We start from the raw sequence: 15,749 nt of genomic DNA on the forward strand, positions 1-15,749 counted from the left end.
CTGCGTGTCTGAGCGCGACGCCGTGGTGGGGCTGGTAAGGGAGAGCACGGCAATGCGGTCGATCCGGCTACGGATTCTCGCGATTCTCGCGGTTTTGGTCATCGCAGGCGTGGTCGCCTGGCAGTTGCTCCCCTCGGACGGGGGGAAGAAGGACCCCGTCACGATCGGCACGACGGACGCGGTGACCTCGCTCGACCCGGCGGGCGCGTACGACGCGGGTTCGTGGGCGATGTACAGCAACGTCTACCAGTCCCTCATGACGTTCAAGTCCGGGGCGATCGTCCCCGAGCCGGACGCCGCGGAGAGCTGCGGCTTCATCGGCGGCAAGCTGCAGACGTACCGGTGCACGCTCCGGGACGACCTGACCTTCTCCGACGGCAAGGAGATCACCGCCGAGGACGTCAAGTACTCCTTCGACCGGATGATGGAGATCAAGACGGACGTCGGTCCCTCGGTCCTCTTCCCCAGTCTGAAGAACGTGGTGACCGACGGTCAGGACATCACCTTCAACCTCTCCTCGCGTGACGCGACCTTCCCGCAGAAGCTCGCCACGGGTGCGGGTTCGATCGTCGAGAAGGACGCCTACTCGGAGCACAAGCTGCAGACCGACAACAAGGTGACCGGTTCCGGGCCGTACGTGCTGAAGGCGTACGAGCCCGGCGTCTCCGCCGAGTTGGTGCCGAACAGCAAGTACAAGGGCGCGCTGAAGACCACCGGCGGTCCGGTCAACGTGCGCTACTACAAGCAGTCGGACGACCTCCTGGCCGCCTGGAAGTCCGGCCAGGTCGACGTGACACACCGTCAGCTCCCGCCGTCCACGCTCGCCGACCTGGACACCGGTGACGTCGACCAGCGCGTGACGGAAGCCGACAGCGCCGAGATCCGCAACCTGGTCTTCAACGTCCGCGAGGGCTCGCCGCTCGCCGACAAGAGGGTCCGCCAGGCCATCGCGGCGATCATCGACCGCGCACCGCTGGTGAGCAACGTCTACAAGAGCACCGTCGAACCGCTCTACTCGCTGATCCCGCAGGGCTACATCGGGCACAGCACCCCGTTCTTCGACCAGTACCCCGCGCCCGACCCCAAGCGTGCCCGCAAGCTGATGGAGAAGGCCGGCGTCGAGCTGCCCCTGCCCGTCACCTTCGCCTACCGCGACGACGACGAGTACACGCCGGAGACGAAGGAGATCCGCCGCCAGCTGGAGGCGGACGGACTGTTCAAGGTCACCGTCAAGGCCGTGGAGTGGACGAAGTTCCAGAAGGAGTACGCCGTCGGCGCGTACGACATGTACACCGTCGGCTGGCTCCCCGACTACCCGGACCCCGACACCTTCAGCCAGCCGCTCGTCGGCCGCGACAGCAGCCTTCACAACGGCTACACCAGCAAGAAGATGGACCAGCTGATCAGCTCGACGCTGCAGTACAGCGACCGCAGCCGCACCTCGGCCGACTTCAAGGAACTCCAGAAGCTGGTCGGCGAGGACGTGCCGCTCGTGCCGCTGTGGCAGAAGAAGGACTACGTCGTGGCCAAGCCCGACGTCTCCGGCTCGCAGTACCTCTCCGACGGCACCGGCATCTGGCGGCTGTGGGAACTGGGCTGGATCTGATCCGCCGTCACCGCACCGCACCGCACCGAGCGGCCGCCCCGGGAGTCCGGGACGGCCGCTCGGCCGTTTCCGGCCCGGCCCCGCCCCGGCCGGGCCTCCGGGGGCTACTTGCCGCCCGCCCGGACCGCCGCTCCGGGAAGGAACTCCTCCAGCACCTCGTGGACCTGGCGCACGAGCGGCCGCAGCACCCGGAACCGGGACAGGGCGATGGCCCGCGCGACGATCGGGGCGGTGCGCTCGACGAGGCGGCGGCTGCGTTCGGCGTCGTCCGTCCGGTCGTACACCCAGTACAGCACCAGACCCATCTGGTTCAGCCACAGCAACTGCGGCAGCACGTCGGCCAGTCCGCGATCGACCTTGGTGCCGGAGCCCGACAGGCAGCGGGCGTGGATGGAGATCGCCGCCTCCCGCGCCGCGACCGAGTCGGACGAGAACGGGCTGAGCGGGCTCTCGGGGTCCGCGGCGTTCTTGAAGAACTGGGCGGCGAAGCGGTGGTACGGCTCCGCGACGTCCAGCCAGCTGAGCAGGACCCCGCGGATGCGTACCGCGAGGTCCTCGTCGCCGGCCAGGACCGGCTGGACCGCCGCCTCGTGCTCGGCGGCGATCCGGTCGTAGAAGCCCTGGACCAGGTGTTCCTTGGACGAGAAGTAGTAGTAGGCGTTCCCTACGGAGACGCCGGCCTCCTGGGCGATGGCCCGCATCGTCGTCTTGTCATAACCGCGTTCCTGGAAGAGCCGGAGCGCGGTTTCGAGGATGAGGGTGCGGGTCTGCTCGCTCTTGGGAGCCCTGACTTCCTTCGCGTCTGTCTCTTCCTTCACCACGGTCCCGAGAGTATCCGCACCGGCTGCGTCCCCGGGCCGGGGCCCTGTGCCCGGGGAGCGACGGTCCTCGCCGCCTCAGGAGGTCAGGCCGGGGACCCGGCGGTCCGTTCCACCGCCCCGGCGGAGCCGGCGGACTCGGCGGGCGCCTTGAAGCGCCGCACCCCCGGCACGGCCGCGGTGGCCAGGCAGGCCGCGCCGACCAGCGACCCCGCCACGGCGAGCGGGACTTCGGCGCCCCACGCGGAGGCGGCGAGCGGGGCCAGGGCGTAGCCGAGCGGCATCGCGCCGAGCGAGAGCAGCCAGTCGTACGAGGTCACCCGGGCGAGCGCGTGCGCCGGGACGGCGGACTGGACGGCGGTCTCCCAGACCGGGTTGAGGAATCCGAGCCCGGCCAGGGCGATCCCGTACGCGACGAGGGACACGGCCACGGGGGCGTGGGCGGCCAGCAGGCAGAGCGGCAGCGCGTAGAGGGCGCCGCCCAGGTTGGCGGTCAGCACCGGCCGTCGCGGCCGGGCCCGGCCGGCCACCAGCGAGCCGAGCAGGAGGCCCACGGCGCCGGTCTGGAGGAAGGCGACCCAGACGCCCTTGCCGCCCAGATCGCGGAGGAAGAGGGCGGGTCCCAGGGTCATCAGGACGGCGGCCGCGCCGTTCCACGCGGCGTGGGCGATCAGGCTCGTCCAGTACCAGTCGCGGCCCCGGACCTCACCCCAGCCCTCCTTGAGGTCGCTGAGCAGCGAACGCCGGGGGATGGGGACGTGCCGCACCTCGATCGCCGCGAGCAGCGCCGCGCTCACCGCGAAACTCGCGCCGTCCAGCACGAAGGCCCAGCCGGGCCCCGCGGTGAACACCAGCGCTCCGGCGACGGCCGGGCCGCCGATCCGGGTGGCGCTGCTGACCACCGCCATCAGGGCGTTGGCGCGCAGCAGCCCGGACTCGGCCACGGTGCCGCGGATGAGCGGCGAGACGGTCGGCATCGAGAAGGCGCCGGCGGCGCCGCCGAGCGCCTCGGCCAGGGCGATCTGCCACAGCGCCGGGGTGCCCGACAGGAGTTCGGCGCCGACGAAGAGCTGGGTGACGCACCGCACGAGGTCGGTGGTCAGCGCGACCGTACGGGCGTTGAAACGGTCCCCGACCACCCCGCCGAGGGGCAGCAGGAGCAGTTTGGGCACCATCGCGCAGCCGAGCACCAGGGCGAGGGCGCCGGTGGAGCCGGTGGCCAGGTAGACGGCGAGGGTGAGCGCGGCGGGAATCGCGGCGTCACCGAGCAGGGAGAGGCTGCGCCCGATGAAGAGCAGCCGGAAGGACCGGGTGCGTAAGGGGTGAGACATGGGACGGAATCTATTTCGTCACCGAACTATTCGTCAACGAAATATAAGAGTCCGAAGTGGATGAGGGGCTCGGCGTAGGCTGAGCCCATGCAGCAACGCGACTGGACCGACGCCCACGTGGAGCGGTGGAAGCCGGTGCTTCCCGACCTCGATCCCGATGTCGAGGGCGCGGTGACGCGGATGCACAAGCTCTCCGTCCATCTGCGCCGGGTGCGTGAGCAGTCCCTGGTGGACTTCGACCTGGACCGCCAGGAGTTCGACACCCTGCACAAGCTCGCCGGCCGCGGCGGTAAGGCGACCCCCTCCGAACTCGCCGCCGACCTCGACCTCGCGCCCGCCTCCGTCACCGGCCGGCTGGACTCCCTGGAGCGCCGCGGGTACGCCCGCCGGACGCCCTCCACCACCGACCGGCGCCGCGTCGACGTGGAGCTGACCGACGAGGGCCGCGCGACCTGGACCGGCGCCATGGAGTTCCTCGGCCACGAGGAGGAGCGCCTGCTGGGCGTCCTCGACGAGGACGAGCGCGTGCTGCTCAACGACATGCTGCGACGCGTCATGGTGGTCGCGGAGCACAGGGGCGGCGCGGACTGGGACTGAGCCGCCCCGCGTACGCCGAGAGGCCCCGCCTCCCGCAGTGTCATTGCGGGAGGCGGGGCCTCTCGGCGTACGCGGGGAACCCCGGGGATCAGAAGCGACGCGTGATCAGTGCGCGCTTGACCTCCTGGATCGCCTTCGTGACCTCGATGCCACGCGGGCAGGCGTCCGTGCAGTTGAAGGTGGTGCGGCAACGCCACACACCGTCACGGTCGTTGAGGATCTCCAGGCGCTGCTCGCCGCCCTCGTCACGCGAGTCGAAGATGAAGCGGTGCGCGTTGACGATCGCCGCCGGGCCGAAGTACTGGCCGTCGTTCCAGAACACCGGGCACGAGGACGTGCACGCGGCGCACAGGATGCACTTGGTGGTGTCGTCGAAGCGCTCGCGGTCCTCGGCGGACTGCAGACGCTCGCGGGTCGGCTCGTTCCCCTTGGTGATGAGGAAGGGCATGACGTCGCGGTAGGCCTGGAAGAACGGGTCCATGTCGACCACGAGGTCCTTGAGGACCGTGAGGCCCTTTATGGCCTCGACCGTGATCGGCTTCTCCGGGTTCAGGTCCTTGATCAGCGTCTTGCAGGCCAGCCGGTTCTTGCCGTTGATCCGCATCGCGTCGGAACCGCAGATGCCGTGCGCGCACGAGCGGCGGAACGTCAGCGTGCCGTCGGTCTCCCACTTGATCTTGTGAAGGGCGTCGAGCACACGCTCCTTCGGGTCGATCTCGATCTGGAAGTCCTGCCACTGGGCCTCGTCGGAGACCTCCGGGTTGAACCGGCGGATCCGGAAGGTCGCCGTGATGTACGGCGAGTCGGCGAAGCCGGCCTCGGGCTCGGGAGCCTTGTCGGCCTTTTCCAAGGTGGGGGTAGCCATCAGTACTTACGCTCCATCGGCTGGTAGCGGGTCTGGACGACCGGCTTGTAGTCCAGCCGGATCGACTCGGTGCCGTCGTCGGCGACCTCGCGGTACGCCATGGTGTGGCGCATGAAGTTGACGTCGTCGCGGTTCGGGTAGTCCTCGCGGTAGTGACCGCCGCGGGACTCCTTGCGCGCCAGCGCCGAAGTCGCCATGACCTCGGCGAGGTCGAGCAGGTTGCCCAGCTCGATGGCCTCCAGCAGGTCCGTGTTGAACCGCTTGCCCTTGTCCTGGATGGACACGTTGAGGTAGCGCTTGCGAAGCTCCGCGATCTTGTCGACCGCGGTCTTGATCGTCTGCTCGGTACGGAACACCATCACGTTGGCGTCCATGCACTCCTGCAGCTCCAGGCGGATCGCCGAGACGCGCTCGGTGCCCGTGGAGTTGCGCAGCCGCTCGACCTGGTCGATGACCATCTGCGCCGGGTTCTCGGGAAGCTCGACGAAGTCGTTCTTCGCGGAGTACTCGGCGGCGGCGATGCCCGACCGGCGTCCGAAGACGTTGATGTCGAGCAGCGAGTTGGTGCCGAGGCGGTTGGCGCCGTGCACGGAGACACAGGCGACCTCGCCGGCGGCGTACAGGCCCGGGACGACGGTGGTGTTGTCGGCCAGCACCTCGCCCTCGACGTTGGTCGGGATGCCGCCCATGGCGTAGTGCGCGGTCGGCTGGATCGGGATCGGGTCCGTGTAGGGCTCGATGCCGAGGTACGTACGCGCGAACTCCGTGATGTCCGGGAGCTTGGCGTCCAGCTGCTCCGGCGGCAGGTGCGTGAGGTCGAGGTAGACGTGGTCGCCCTCGGGACCGCAGCCGCGGCCCTCACGGATCTCCGTGTAGATGGAGCGGGACACGACGTCACGGGACGCGAGGTCCTTCATGACGGGCGCGTACTTCTCCATGAAGCGCTCGCCGTCCTTGTTGCGGAGGATGCCGCCCTCACCGCGGGCGCCCTCCGTCAGCAGGATGCCCATGCGCCAGATGCCCGTCGGGTGGAACTGGAAGAACTCCATGTCCTCCAGCGGCAGACCGCGGCGGTACGCGGCGGCCTGGCCGTCACCGGTCAGGGTGTGGGCGTTCGACGTCACCTTGAAGAACTTGCCGGTGCCGCCGGAGGCGAAGATGATCGACTTCGCCTGGAAGACGTGGATCTCGCCGGTCGCCAGTTCGTACGCGACGACGCCCGCGGACTTCTTGACCCCGTCGACCTCCTGGAGCAGGAGGTCCAGGACGTAGAACTCGTTGAAGAACTCCACGCCCTCCTTGACGCAGTTCTGGTACAGCGTCTGGAGGATCATGTGGCCGGTGCGGTCCGAGGCGTAGCAGGACCGGCGGACCGGGGCCTCGCCGTGGTTACGGCTGTGGCCGCCGAAGCGGCGCTGGTCGATCTTGCCCTCGGGCGTGCGGTTGAACGGCAGGCCCATCTTCTCCAGGTCGAGAACGGAGTCGATGGCCTCCTTCGCCAGGATCTCGGCGGCGTCCTGGTCGACCAGGTAGTCGCCGCCCTTGATCGTGTCGAAGGTGTGCCACTCCCAGTTGTCCTCCTCCACGTTGGCGAGCGCGGCGGCCATGCCGCCCTGCGCCGCGCCCGTGTGGGAGCGGGTGGGGTAGAGCTTGGTCAGCACGGCGGTGCGGCTGCGCTTGGTCGACTCGATGGCCGCGCGCATTCCGGCGCCGCCGGCGCCGACGATGACGGTGTCGTACTTGTGGATCTGCATGGTTTACCTCTGGTCCTTCGGGCCCGGCGCCTAGCGGATGTTCGGGTCGAAGGTGAAGATCACCAGCGTGCCCAGCAGGACGGTGAACACCGTGGCGGTGTACAGCAGCATCTTCAGCCAGAAGCGGGTGTTGTCCCGTTCGGCGTAGTCGTTGATGACCGTACGGAGACCGTTGGCGCCGTGCAGCATGGCGAGCCACAGCATCGCCAGGTCCCAGACCTGCCAGAACGGCGAGGCCCAGCGGCCCGCCACGAAGGCGAAGCCGATCTTGGAGACGCCGCCGTCCAGCACCAGCTGGATCAGCAGGTGGCCGATGACCAGGACGACGAGCACGATGCCCGACAGGCGCATGAAGAGCCAGGCGTACATCTCGAAGTTGGTGCGCGAGCCCTTGGGGGTCTTGCCGGTCCGCTTGCGCGGGGGCTCGATCACGGGCGCCGGGTTGTCAGCGTCATATCGGCTCACAGGGTGAACGCCCTCGACGGCGCCGATCGCGGAAGTCTCGGTGGACATTGGCCTCAGCTCCCGAATACTTCGCGTACGGCGTGGCCGAGGACGGGGTACAGGGCCCCGACCATCAGCACGATCCAGATGCCCAGCACGGCCCAGAGCATCTGCTTCTGAACGCGCGGGCCCTTGGCCCAGAAGTCCACGGCGACGATGCGCAGACCGTTCAGCGCGTGGAAGAGAATCGCGGCCACCAGGCCGTATTCGAGGAGCGCGACGATCGGCGTCTTGTACGTGGACACGACGTCGTCGTAGGCCTCGGGGGAGACGCGGACGAGGGCGGTGTCCAGGACATGTACGAACAGGAAGAAGAAAATGAGGACACCGGTGACTCGATGAGCCACCCAGGACCACATGCCTTCCCGGCCGCGGTACAGCGTTCCAGCCGGCACGGAAGAACCCTCCGGGAGCGGGGATTGGGGTCGGCCGGCTTGACTGTCGGTCTGACCCGGCCGGGTACGGTCCACCGGCCCCGGCCATCGTAGCGACGGATTGTCGGTTCGATCGCGCGGGGGCCTCTGGTGTGATCAAAGTGGCAATGAATCAGGCACGGACGGGCTATGGACAGCCGCCGACGGGCCTGTTTGCCCGCCTCTGACGGGGAATCCGCCCCTCGGGGAGCGTCGCCAACCCGTTACTGACTCGATACCAGCTCGATGATGCGGCCCCGGGCGAGTCGCCGCATCTCGTCCGCCGCCACCACGCGCTCCTGTTCGGGCTCGTGCCCCAGGCGGGCCCGGATGCCGGCCAGCAGCTGATCGGGGTGCTCGGCGGGGCGGAAGTCGTCCAGGCAGATCACGAAGACATGGCCGAACCTGGACTCGTAGGCGGCGTGCGCGGCCGCCAGCGCGAGGTGCGCGGCGCGCGGCGCGTCCGGGTGCAGCCCCGGCGAGACCTCGGCGGCCAGCGCCTCGGCGCGGTCGGTGGGGGAGAGGTCGTACCCTGCCTCGTCGGCGGCGGCGAGCAGCGCGTCCAGGTCCGGGTAGGGGCGGTGGTCCACCAGCCGCTTGGCCCAGCGGCGGCTGCCGTAGCACTCCACCAGGGCGGCCTCGGCCGCGGCGGCGGGCGCGCTGTTGAACCGCGCCAGGCCGCCGGGGCCGGGCACGGGCCCGCAGCTCTGTACGGGTACGGCGGTCCGGCGGGCGGACGGGGGCGGCTGCTCGGGGAGGCCGGCGTGGGACTCGCTGGACCTGGACAGCGTGGGCTCCTGGAATCAACGGCATCTGTGAACCTGGAGTGGGGAGGGACGGGAGAGACCAGGTGGATGCAGGGTGAAGGGAGAGACGAATGTGCCTCAAAGTTAGCGACGCAGGGCAACGGCCGTCCGACGGATGCGCGAATTTCACCCGGACGGGAGAGATTCGGGATGCCTGAGGAGCCTCGGGAGAGAAGAATGCCCGGTCAGCCCTGAGATCGCCCGGCATCTGACGGATAGTCTCACTTTTATTCTTTCTATTCTTTTTCGCGCTGAATCCGGAGGTTTCAGACTTATGTCGCCCTCACGCGGTGCTCTGGTGGCCGGTGCGGCCCTCACGGCGGCGGCCGCGGTGACCGTCGCCGTCGTCGTCTGGCCCGAAGGCTCCGGCACCGGGGGCCGGGACGGGGCCGCAGCCCCGTCCACCCCCTCGTCCGCCGCCCCCTCGCCCTCCCCGACCCGGAGCTATCCGCTCTCGAAGACGCCCCGCACCATTCCCGCCGTACGGCAGCACACCGCCGCCCACGGCCCCGGCTGGCAGCCGGGGGCCGGCAGCGGGGTGGTGATCGGCAAGGGCGACACGGGGCTCGCCGACGAGGGGCGGCTGCTCGCCGGTGAGCTGAAGATCAGCTACCGGGGCGAGGTCCCGGCCCGTGCGGGTGACGTGGAACTGGCCCTGAGCCCGAAGGACAGCGGCGGGCCTCAGTCGTACACCCTGCGCACCCACGACGGGCGCGTCACGATCAGCGGTCCCGCCCAGGCGGGTGTCTTCTACGGCACCCGCACCCTCAAGCAGTCCGTGCGCGCCGACGGCGTCATGCCCGAGGGCGAGGTGCGCGACCGCCCCGACCGCCCGCAGCGCGGACTCAACCTCGACATCGCCCGCAAGCACTACAGCGCCGGCTGGATCGAGGACCGGCTGCGCGACATGGCCGACCTCAAGCTCAACCAGCTCGGCCTGCACTTCTCCGACGACCAGGCCTTCCGCATCGAGTCCGACACCCACCCCGAGGTGGTGTCGCCCGAGCACCTGACCAAGGCCGAGGTGCGGCGCATCGTCGCGCTGGCCGGCCGGCTGCACATCGAGGTCGTCCCCGAGATCGACTCGCCGGGCCACCTCGGCGCGGTGCTGCGCGCCCACCCCGACCTCCAACTGCTCAACGTCTCGGGCGTGCCCTCGAAGGGATCGCTCGACATCTCCAAGCCGGGCGCGGCGAAGCTGCTCGACGAGCTCCTGGGCGAGTACACCGAACTGTTCGGCGGCGCCTACTGGCACCTGGGCGCCGACGAGTACCAGGCGCTCACGGTGCGTGATCCCGCCGCCTCGTACCCACAGCTCCAGCGCGCGGCCGTGAAGAAGTACGGGGCGCAGGCCGGCATCGAGGACCTCGCCACCGGCTGGCTCAACGACCGTGCGGCCGTGGTCCGGCCGAAGGGCATGACGCCCAAGGCGTGGAACGACGGCCTCTTCCGCGACAGCACCGTCCGGGCGGACAAGGACATCGAGATCGAGTACTGGACGGGCAAGGAGTACGGCGCCCGGCCGCCGGAGGACTACCTGCGCGAGGGGTTCAAGATGCTGAACCTCAACGACGAGTTCCTCTATTACGTGCTCGGCCAGCCCAACGCCTTCGTCTATCCGACGGGCAAGCGCATCTACGAGCAGTGGACCCCCCTCGTGCTGCGCGGCACGAGCCCCGTCCCGGCCCGCTACTCCGACCAGATCCTGGGCGGCCGCTTCGCCGTCTGGGGGGACTTCCCGAACGCCCAGACGGCGGCGCAGGTCGCCGAGGGCATCCGGATGCCGCTGCGGGCGACGTCCCAGAAGCTGTGGGACCCGGGCAAGCCGAAGCTCAGCTGGGAGGGGTTCAAGGCGCTGGCGGCGGAGATCGACCAGGGCTGAGGGCTGCGGACCGTGGACAGCGCGGCCGGCGGGGGGCTACGTTCCGCTTGCCGCGTGGTCCGGGGAGGGACGCGCGCTCCGTGCGTAGACGTCCGAATCCTGGGGGGTTCCGCTTTCATGCTCTGCTCACTCTGCGGTACGAGACCTGCCGGCACCGCCGACGGCCGGTGCACGGTGTGCGCCGCCACCCGTCGCTCAGGGGCGGGCGGACTGATGCCGACGCCCACGGGGCCGCAGATCGTGCGGTCCCTGCGCTCACCGGTCGGGCTCGGCAAGGCGGTGTGCGTGCTGCTCGGCTCGGTTGCCGTGGCGGACCTGCTGTCGATCGGCGCCGGTGTCAACGCGCGTCAGGGGTTCAGCGACGGGATGGCCGACGGTTTCCTGACGTACGACGAAGCGGCCTGGGACCGTGCCGACATGCTGTACCAGGGCTCGGGATCGCTGCAGGTGCTGACGTTCCTGGCCACGGCCGTCGTCTTCCTCGTCTGGTTTCGCCGGGTGCGGCGCAACGCTGAGGTGTTCGACGCCTACGCCCACCCGATGCGGCCCGGCTGGGCGATCGGCGGCTGGTTCGTGCCGCTGGGCAACCTCTGGCTGCCGCACCGCGTCGCGAGCGGCATCTGGACGGCGAGTTCCCCGGGCGGCAGCAACCGGCTTCCGGCCCCGCGCGGGCTTCTGCACGCCTGGTGGGTGACGCTGCTCTGCTCGGAGCTTTTCTCCCGGTACACGGGGCGGCTCTCCTCGGACGCCGAGGAGCCGGACGAGGTCCTGCACGCCTTCGACCTGGGCATGGCCGCCGACGCCCTCGACATCGCCGCCGCCGTGCTCGCGATCCTGTTCGTGCGCCGGCTGACCGCGATGCAGGGCGAGCGGGCGGCGCGGGGGCCGGCGGACCCGCTCGCCGCGCCCCTTTCCGCCGGGCGGGCGCACTGAGAGCGGGGGGCCGGAGCAGGGAGCAGAGGCGATATTCAGACGGAGACAGTGACGCTTTTCGGCCAATCGGCGCTGAACGCGATAAGACGACGCGCTGCGTCCCCGTCCGTCCGGATACGGGGAGGCCGACGGGAGACGCCGATGAGCCTGCTCGAACTGATCGCCGCCGCTGACGCCCGGGGGCTCGCCGCGAGCGGGGCCGCCTGCCTCGACCGGTGCCTGCCGCAGCCCGCCGAGGGCGGCGAACCGGATCCGCTGCGACCGCTGTGGGCCGGCTGCGCCGACCCGCGCCTCTGGCCGGACCGGCTGGCCGAGGCGCGGGCGGCGCTGGACGTCCTGCCGGACGCGCCCGAGTACGTCCGGCGCGTCCGGGCGCTGCTCGCCGAGGCGCCCGATGACCGGGCGGACGAGGCGCTGCGTACCTGGGCGGACGCCTGCTCGGTGCTGGCCCTCGACATCCATCTCGGCCACGACGCCGTACGCGCCGACGCCACGGAGCTGGTGGGACGCTGCCGGGCCGGCGACCCGCGGGGCGCCGGCCCGCTGGTGTCGGGGGAGACCGCCCGGCAGGTCCGGATCCTGGAGATGCTGGCGGAGACCGGGGACGGCGCTCCCACGGGGGCCGGGCTCCGCCAGGTGAGGGACGTGTCGGCCGAAGGGCAGCGGGTGCTGCGGGCGGCGGTTTCGCGCCGGGCCCGCGTGCGCGGCTGACCCGGGCCGGTCCCGGCGGCGTGCGGCCCGGTGCGCGGGCCCGGGCGCCGTCCGGTCGGAGCGCGGTGAATGGAGGACGACCGAGGCCGCCACCCCCCACAGGAGAGGCCCCGGTCGTCTTCCGCGGGGCCGCAGGACGGCCCCGTACTCATCTCAGCGCCATGACTGCGTTTTCTGTCACACCGCACGGTGTCCGTGGAATGTTGCGGGTTGTACAAGTCATGGACGCGATGCCCGGGAAGGACGTAGCGTGCGGAGTCGCGCAGGGTGGCGCGGCAGTGGCGACCAGCTGCGATTCAGGACAGCAGGGCAGGTTGAGGGAGTGCTGGGGGACGACGCGCGGCTCACCGCCGCGGTGCTCGCGGCGCAGGACGGGGACGAAGTTGCCTTCCGTACTGTGTACCGCGCTGTGCAGCCACGGCTGCTGGGCTACATACGGACATTGGTGGGGGAGCCGGACGCCGAGGACGTGGCGTCCGAGTCGTGGCTGCAGATAGCCAGGGACCTCGGCCGGTTCAGCGGCGACGCCGACCGGTTCCGGGGCTGGGCGGCGCGGATAGCGCGCAACCGCGCCCTGGACCATCTGCGGATGCGCGGCCGGCGGCCCGCCATCGGCGGCGACGAGACGGAACTGGCCGAGAAACCGGCCGGTTCCGACACGGCCGACGAGGCGATCGAGGCCCTGGCCACCGGGCAGGCCATGTCGCTCATCGCGCAGCTGCCGCAGGACCAGGCCGAGGCCGTGGTGCTGCGCGTGGTGGTCGGTCTCGACGCCAAGAGCGCGGCGCAGACGCTGGGCAAGCGGCCCGGCGCGGTCCGCACCGCCGCGCACCGGGGGCTGAAGCGGCTCGCCGAGCTGCTGCGGGCGGACGGCGCGGAGGGCGCGGACGGCGTCGGGAACCCGGGCGGCGAAGGCGGTCTGCCGGCGGCCGGCCCCGCGGAAGGAAGCCGTCCGCACGGCGAGCGACCGGCCGGCGGGATCGGCGCGCCGAGGGACCCGTCCGACCGCACGGCTCCGGCGCCGCGCCCGCGCGACAGCGGGACGGGACGGACGGCGGAACTCGGCGCCGTCCCCGCACAACGCCCCTCCCGCACCGGCCTGGTGGCGCCCGCCGGTGTGACGCATTCGCGTGTGTGGACGCAGAAGGACATGTGATGGCCGACGAGCAGTACGAATGGCTTGACAAGGAAGCGGCGGAGAAAATGCTCCGCCGCGAACCGGTCGACCCTGCCGACGGCCGGCCCCGACAGGAGGCCGAGAGGCTCGCGGCCGCCCTGGACGCCGTGGCCCGCACCGCCCGGCCCGCCGCCGGGGAACTGCCCGGAGAGGCCGCCGCGCTGGCCGCCTTCCGCGCTGCCCGCCGCCCCGCACCCCGTACCCCCGCCGTGCCCGCGCCGGCGGATTCGGCAGGGCTCGGCCGGTCAGCCGCCGCGGGCGGCTCCGCCGCGTCCGGGATGCTCGCCCCCGTACGCATACGCCCGGCCGGTTCCGGCGAGGCGAGTCCGAGCGGCCCCCGCCCCCTGCGGTGGAGCCGTCCCCTCCGCTTCGGCCTGGTCGCCTCCCTCGCGTGCTGCGCGATCGGCGGGGTGGCCGTGGCCGCCGGCACCGGGGTGCTGCCCGGCCCCTTCGGCCGGCACGCGCCCGCACCGGCCACCTCGGTGTCGGCGGCCGCGTCCCCCGAGGAACTGGGATCCGGCCTCACCACCGACGACGAAGGGTCCGCACCGCCTCCCGGGGCCCCGGGCGAGGACACCGCGGCGCCGGACGCCCCCGGCGCCGACCGCACCGCGGGGCCCGAGGACGGCCGCGCCGACGCCGGCGGCCGCACCCCCGAGGAGGGCCGGCAGGGCACGGACGAGGACGACACCGGCGACGGCCGAACCGGGGGCGTCGCGAAGAAACCGCCGGCCGGTACCGGCCCGGCGAAGGGCCAGGACGGCCAGGACGGCGACGGAGCATCCGGCGACACCGAGGACAAGTCGTCCGCCTGGTACGCCAAGACCCTGAAGGCCTGTCGTGACTACCGCAACGGCAAGCTCGACGACGAGCGCAGGAAGCGCCTCGAAGCCCTGGCCAAGGGAGCGCACAACCTCGACCGGTTCTGCGACCGGTTGCTGAACCAGGCCGGCGGGAAGAACGGCGGCCAGAACGGCGACGACTCGGCCGGCGACGACGGCTCGTCCGGCGGCGGCTCGGGCGCCCTGCCGTCGATCGGGTTCACCCCGGTCGCCCCGGAGCCCACGACGGACGCCGGCTCCCCGGCCTCCGGGACCTCGCACTCCCCCGAGCCGGCCCTCTCCCTCGCCGCGCGCTGACGGTCCGCACCGGCCCACCGCCACCGGGTGTGACGTTTTCCGGCCCGCGGGCGCAGTAGTGAGTGAGCCGACTGGTCATCGGCAGCGCCCGGAGCCGGGGTTCCCCCCGTACCTACGGCTCGGCGCACATGGCGCGGGCGGGACACGTTCCCCCGGTCCCGCCCGCGCCCCTCACCCACGGCCCGTCAGTAGACGACGACCTTGTCGCCGTTGCGGACCTGGGCGAACAGCGAGGCGATCTTCCCCTCGTCCCGGACGTTGACGCAGCCGTGCGAGGCGCCGCTGTAGCCGCGGGCCGCGAAGTCCGACGAGTAGTGCACCGCCTGGCCGCCGCTGAAGAACATCGCGTACGGCATGGCCGTGTGGTAGATCGACGACACGTGGTGCCGGGACTTCCAGTAGACGGAGAAGGTGCCCTCGCGGGTCGGCGTGTACTGCGAGCCGAACCGCACGTCCATCGACGAGACGACCTTGCCGTCGTTCATCCAGGACAGCGTCCGGCTGTTCTTGCTGATGCAGATCACCCGGCCGGTCATACAGCGCTTGTCCGGCTTCGCGGCCGGGCGGGTGGTCGGCGGGTTCAGCTCCGCGGCCGTCGGCGCGTGCGTCATGCCGAGGAGCCTCTGCCAGGTGACGGTGTCCGTCCTGCCCGTGCGGGACAGCCCGCGCTTGCCCTGGAACGACTGCACGGCGGTGACCGTGACGGAGCCGTAGTAGCCGGTGGGGCTGCGGTCGAAGTGGCCGATCTGGCGCAGCCGGGCCTGGAGCTCGCGCACCTGCTTGCCCTGGGAGCCACTCGCCATCAGCACCGTTGCCTGCGGATCGGCGGACGGGGTGGACTTCGGTGAGGACGTCGGCGGTGCGCTCGGCTTCGTGCTGGGCTTCGCGCTCGCGGACGGCGTCGCCGACTGCGTACCGTCCTTCCCGGGCTTGGCGTCGTCGGTGGGTGAGCTGCTCGCCGGCGGCGACGGAGCGGCCGGCGCGCTGCCGGCGGGCTGCGCCTTGCACCCGGCGGTCACGGCGCTCAGTGCCAGTACGGCGACGGCGGCGGTCGCCGCGCCGGACCCGCGTCCGACCCGGTGCGCGCTGCCGCGCCCGGTCCTGCTGCTGCGTCTCATCTCGGCCCCCCTGAATCTGCGGTATCTCATGGGACGGATTCCCGCTCTGCCCGGTTGCCGAATCCTGCGCATGATGGGGAAAGCGGCACCGAGGA

15 protein-coding genes are annotated in these 15,749 nt (G+C 71.3%); 7 read left to right on the plus strand and 8 right to left on the minus strand.

What is annotated here, in order from left to right; genetic code table 11:
• Window positions 1-52: 52 nt before the first annotated feature.
• A complete protein-coding gene (locus ABZ454_RS24890) occupies window positions 53-1,606 on the plus strand; it encodes an ABC transporter substrate-binding protein (protein WP_356315642.1) in 1,554 nt (517 codons plus the stop codon).
• 104 nt (window positions 1,607-1,710) lie between these two features.
• Here the strand turns inward: ABZ454_RS24890 and ABZ454_RS24895 are convergent, their stop codons facing one another.
• Complete coding sequence (locus tag ABZ454_RS24895; protein WP_356315492.1) at window positions 1,711-2,427, minus strand: TetR family transcriptional regulator; 717 nt, start codon at window positions 2,425-2,427, stop codon at window positions 1,711-1,713.
• 83 nt (window positions 2,428-2,510) lie between these two features.
• On the minus strand, window positions 2,511-3,755 hold the full coding sequence (locus tag ABZ454_RS24900) for an MFS transporter (protein WP_359541009.1): 1,245 nt from the start codon (window positions 3,753-3,755) through the stop codon (window positions 2,511-2,513).
• Window positions 3,756-3,842: 87 nt separating this feature from the next.
• Between ABZ454_RS24900 and ABZ454_RS24905 the strand changes: the two genes are divergently transcribed.
• Window positions 3,843-4,352, plus strand: a complete 510-nt coding sequence (locus ABZ454_RS24905; RefSeq protein WP_356315485.1) for a MarR family transcriptional regulator — start codon at window positions 3,843-3,845, stop codon at window positions 4,350-4,352.
• Window positions 4,353-4,440: 88 nt separating this feature from the next.
• Here the strand turns inward: ABZ454_RS24905 and ABZ454_RS24910 are convergent, their stop codons facing one another.
• The 5 genes from ABZ454_RS24910 to ABZ454_RS24930 form a co-directional block, all read right to left on the minus strand.
• Window positions 4,441-5,217, minus strand: coding sequence for a succinate dehydrogenase iron-sulfur subunit (locus ABZ454_RS24910; protein ID WP_356315482.1), 777 nt, complete (start codon window positions 5,215-5,217; stop codon window positions 4,441-4,443).
• Complete coding sequence (gene sdhA / locus ABZ454_RS24915; protein WP_359541013.1) at window positions 5,217-6,971, minus strand: succinate dehydrogenase flavoprotein subunit; 1,755 nt, start codon at window positions 6,969-6,971, stop codon at window positions 5,217-5,219. The genes ABZ454_RS24910 and sdhA overlap by 1 nt, the downstream gene beginning before the upstream one ends.
• 30 nt (window positions 6,972-7,001) lie before the next feature.
• Entirely contained in the window at window positions 7,002-7,484 is a 483-nt protein-coding gene (locus tag ABZ454_RS24920) for a succinate dehydrogenase hydrophobic membrane anchor subunit (protein ID WP_356315476.1), read from the minus strand.
• Window positions 7,485-7,489: 5 nt separating this feature from the next.
• Window positions 7,490-7,870, minus strand: a complete 381-nt coding sequence (gene sdhC / locus ABZ454_RS24925; protein WP_026249405.1) for a succinate dehydrogenase, cytochrome b556 subunit — start codon at window positions 7,868-7,870, stop codon at window positions 7,490-7,492.
• Window positions 7,871-8,112: 242 nt separating this feature from the next.
• On the minus strand, window positions 8,113-8,583 hold the full coding sequence (locus ABZ454_RS24930) for a 2-oxo-4-hydroxy-4-carboxy-5-ureidoimidazoline decarboxylase (protein ID WP_356315472.1): 471 nt from the start codon (window positions 8,581-8,583) through the stop codon (window positions 8,113-8,115).
• Between the two features lie 385 nt (window positions 8,584-8,968).
• On the opposite strand from ABZ454_RS24930, the gene ABZ454_RS24935 reads away from it, so the two are divergent.
• The 5 genes from ABZ454_RS24935 (at window position 8,969) to ABZ454_RS24955 (ending at window position 14,536) form a co-directional block, all read left to right on the plus strand.
• Window positions 8,969-10,576 (plus strand): glycoside hydrolase family 20 protein, encoded by a 1,608-nt coding sequence (locus ABZ454_RS24935; protein WP_356315469.1) that lies wholly within the window; start codon window positions 8,969-8,971, stop codon window positions 10,574-10,576.
• A 213-nt stretch (window positions 10,577-10,789) separates the two neighbouring features.
• A complete protein-coding gene (locus ABZ454_RS24940; RefSeq protein ID WP_359541017.1) occupies window positions 10,790-11,509 on the plus strand; it encodes a DUF4328 domain-containing protein in 720 nt (239 codons plus the stop codon).
• A gap of 141 nt (window positions 11,510-11,650) precedes the next feature.
• Window positions 11,651-12,220 carry a hypothetical protein gene (locus ABZ454_RS24945; protein ID WP_359541018.1) on the plus strand — a complete coding sequence of 190 codons (570 nt, stop codon included), beginning with the start codon at window positions 11,651-11,653 and terminating at the stop codon, window positions 12,218-12,220.
• A gap of 322 nt (window positions 12,221-12,542) precedes the next feature.
• Window positions 12,543-13,376: an RNA polymerase sigma factor gene (locus tag ABZ454_RS24950; RefSeq protein ID WP_356315463.1), complete on the plus strand. Its 834-nt coding sequence runs from the start codon at window positions 12,543-12,545 to the stop codon at window positions 13,374-13,376.
• Entirely contained in the window at window positions 13,376-14,536 is a 1,161-nt protein-coding gene (locus ABZ454_RS24955) for a hypothetical protein (protein WP_359541021.1), read from the plus strand. The genes ABZ454_RS24950 and ABZ454_RS24955 overlap by 1 nt, the downstream gene beginning before the upstream one ends.
• A gap of 185 nt (window positions 14,537-14,721) precedes the next feature.
• Here the strand turns inward: ABZ454_RS24955 and ABZ454_RS24960 are convergent, their stop codons facing one another.
• A complete protein-coding gene (locus ABZ454_RS24960) occupies window positions 14,722-15,654 on the minus strand; it encodes a L,D-transpeptidase family protein (protein ID WP_359541024.1) in 933 nt (310 codons plus the stop codon).
• Window positions 15,655-15,749 lie beyond the last annotated feature (95 nt).

The organism is Streptomyces sp. NPDC005803, assembly GCF_040630435.1.
In the GTDB taxonomy this organism is placed as follows: Bacteria; Actinomycetota; Actinomycetes; order Streptomycetales; family Streptomycetaceae; genus Streptomyces.